The sequence below is a fragment of the Xenorhabdus khoisanae genome, assembly GCF_001037465.1.
GTDB classification, from domain to species: Bacteria; Pseudomonadota; Gammaproteobacteria; order Enterobacterales; family Enterobacteriaceae; genus Xenorhabdus; species Xenorhabdus khoisanae.
In genome coordinates, this window is sequence record NZ_LFCV01000194.1 from 1 (window position 1) to 2155 (window position 2155).

Below are 2155 nucleotides of genomic sequence, written 5' to 3' on the forward strand. Positions count from 1 at the left end.
ATTATAGGAAAGTAAACATCTATGTTTCATCTACTGTTACAAGATATCCATCTGGCAGCATATGCTACCAATAAAGAAAGTGCTATTCGCCAAGTCGCCACAGCTCTCACTGCGGCGGGATATGCCAGTAAAGAGTACGTCGAAGGAATGCTGGAACGTGAAACACACTCTTCAACCTATCTGGGTAATTGTAACGGCTCACAATCGAAAATGGCCGGACTCGCATTTATCCGGTTTTTCGGCTCAAATTAATTGCAAATGAAAATCGTCACGGACTCACGTTAACTGCAAATGAGCTTGCATTTATCTTTTCCGGCTTGCAATCCATTTCATCCGGCTCACGCTAACTGCAAATGAAAAATGTAGTATTTTACAGCTTCTCTTTCACTGGGCCTAATGGAAGCATCAGCGTGTATGGCTCTAACGGTGACTGGGCGAAGCCAAGACGCGTATAGAATGATCGGGCGCTTTCATCAAGTGCGTGGACGATTATAGCTGAAATGCCCACTTGTTCCGCCGTGCTGACGACACGCTTCCAGGCATCTTGGAGAAGCAATGCTCCTAGCTTCTTCCCCTGATACTCCACATCGACAGCCAGACGGCCGAGAAGCACCACAGGGATAGGATCTGGCATATTGCGTTTAAGCGAGGGGGTAGATTCAATATGATTAATTGAGCCAGCGCTTAGACAATAATAACCAATAACGTCTTTTGTGCCTTTCTTGCAAATAACAAATGTGCGGCTCGCGCCGAGCTTATTATTTTTTAAAGCCCGGCGCGAAAGCCATTCGTTTAATGTTTCATGCTGGCAATAAAAATCATTGATATTATGTTCAGCTGTTAATATTTCAGGTGCGCTTATTCCCACGGTGCTTTATATCCCATGAGTTTTTTAAAACCTGCATTATCAGAAAGCGGTTGCTCCAGCATCTGCATGAACGCATGATATTTTTCGTCGTTAACGAAAAAGTGGCGCTGATCGAGTATGGCCTCTTCGGCTGCACGGCAGGCAGCATCCAAAATGAAATCAGTTCGGGTCTTTGAGTGCAGGTTTGCCGCATGGTCAATAAGCTCCCGCTGGAAGGCTTTCGCCCTGATGTTAATCGGGGTTTCTTTAGGTTGTGTTCTCATAAATCACCTGTATAGCAAATGGGTAGACAGTCATTATAGCAAATGTATAACTAATAGCTACACACTTAACTGTGGCTACTCGCATTTAATCCGGCTCACACTAACTGAAAATGGAATCCCCAATGAACGGGCCTGTTATCTTTTTTGGGTCTACCCATAAAAGATAATTGGTCAGTCTATGGAAGCGGATTTCATTTGCAATTAGTGTGAGCAGGACGAAATGAAATGCGAGCATAGTTGCAATCAGCGTGAGCATAAACCCCATTTCATTTGCACTTAATGTGAGCAAAAAAACCGGATAAACGTGAGCACGACTGTTTTTAAATGCGAGCGCCTACACTTAAGCAACGCACTCAGCCGTAGCTGGCCAAAAGGCGAATGGATTATTGCCCTGCGTCTCAATCTACATCCGGCTGAAATCTGGCCCAGCCGCTATTACGATCACGCAGGTAATCTGAATGAGGAACGCAAACCCCGTGGTTCTTCCAAATGGGCCGGAGGTGAAGCCGTGAAAATCTTCGATAATTTACTTTTAGCAGCAAAAATCCTCCCAGAAAGCCTACGTCAAACTCGCAGCATAACGGAAGGAGCCATTTCAAAAAACAGATTGCAAGTATTGAGAGAGGAGCTGAATTTCCCGCTAAGAACCATAGCCGAGGCGCTGAATATTCCTGTGTCCTCCGTTCTTCAAATAGAACGGTTAGATCAAGATGTTAAACTGTCTACCTTGAAACGCTATATCGAAGTGATGGGCGGAAAACTTAGCCTCTGGATCGAATTACCTAATGGTGATACTAGAACAATCAAGACATGAAACTATTCTTAATAGCTAACAGAATTAAATAACTTCAATTATAGTTAAATATAAAGTGGATTAGATTAATAGCAATCTAACTTAAATTAAAAAAAATATAAATTTGAATATAATAATGTAAATTAACATTGCTCTCTAAAAATTGATGCTTAGATTCGCATGATAAGTGCAATTTCTGAAAAAGGCGGTCAGTTGCTATAGTAGGCATCT

2 protein-coding genes and 2 pseudogenes are annotated in these 2155 nt (G+C 42.6%); 2 read left to right on the forward strand and 2 right to left on the reverse strand.

Annotated elements, in window-relative coordinates; genetic code table 11:
- Positions 1-21 precede the first annotated feature (21 nt).
- Positions 22-189, forward strand: a pseudogene (locus AB204_RS19810) (PTS sugar transporter subunit IIA); the annotation flags it as partial.
- Between the two features lie 181 nt (positions 190-370).
- On the opposite strand, the gene AB204_RS19815 reads toward AB204_RS19810, so the two are convergent.
- Positions 371-868 carry a GNAT family N-acetyltransferase gene (locus tag AB204_RS19815; RefSeq protein WP_047965111.1) on the reverse strand — a complete coding sequence of 166 codons (498 nt, stop codon included), beginning with the start codon at positions 866-868 and terminating at the stop codon, positions 371-373.
- Positions 859-1131, reverse strand: a complete 273-nt coding sequence (locus AB204_RS19820) for a type II toxin-antitoxin system TacA family antitoxin (protein WP_047965112.1) — start codon at positions 1129-1131, stop codon at positions 859-861. Before AB204_RS19820 ends, AB204_RS19815 begins: the two co-directional genes overlap by 10 nt.
- A gap of 340 nt (positions 1132-1471) precedes the next feature.
- Between AB204_RS19820 and AB204_RS21770 the strand changes: the two are divergent.
- Positions 1472-1609, forward strand: a pseudogene (locus AB204_RS21770) (helix-turn-helix domain-containing protein); the annotation flags it as partial.
- Positions 1610-2155 lie beyond the last annotated feature (546 nt).

Bases quoted from the DNA above. Each gene is read 5' to 3' on its own strand.
- AB204_RS19820 (WP_047965112.1), bottom strand. From the start codon at position 1,131: ATGAGAACACAACCTAAAGAAACCCCGATTAACATCAGGGCGAAAGCC.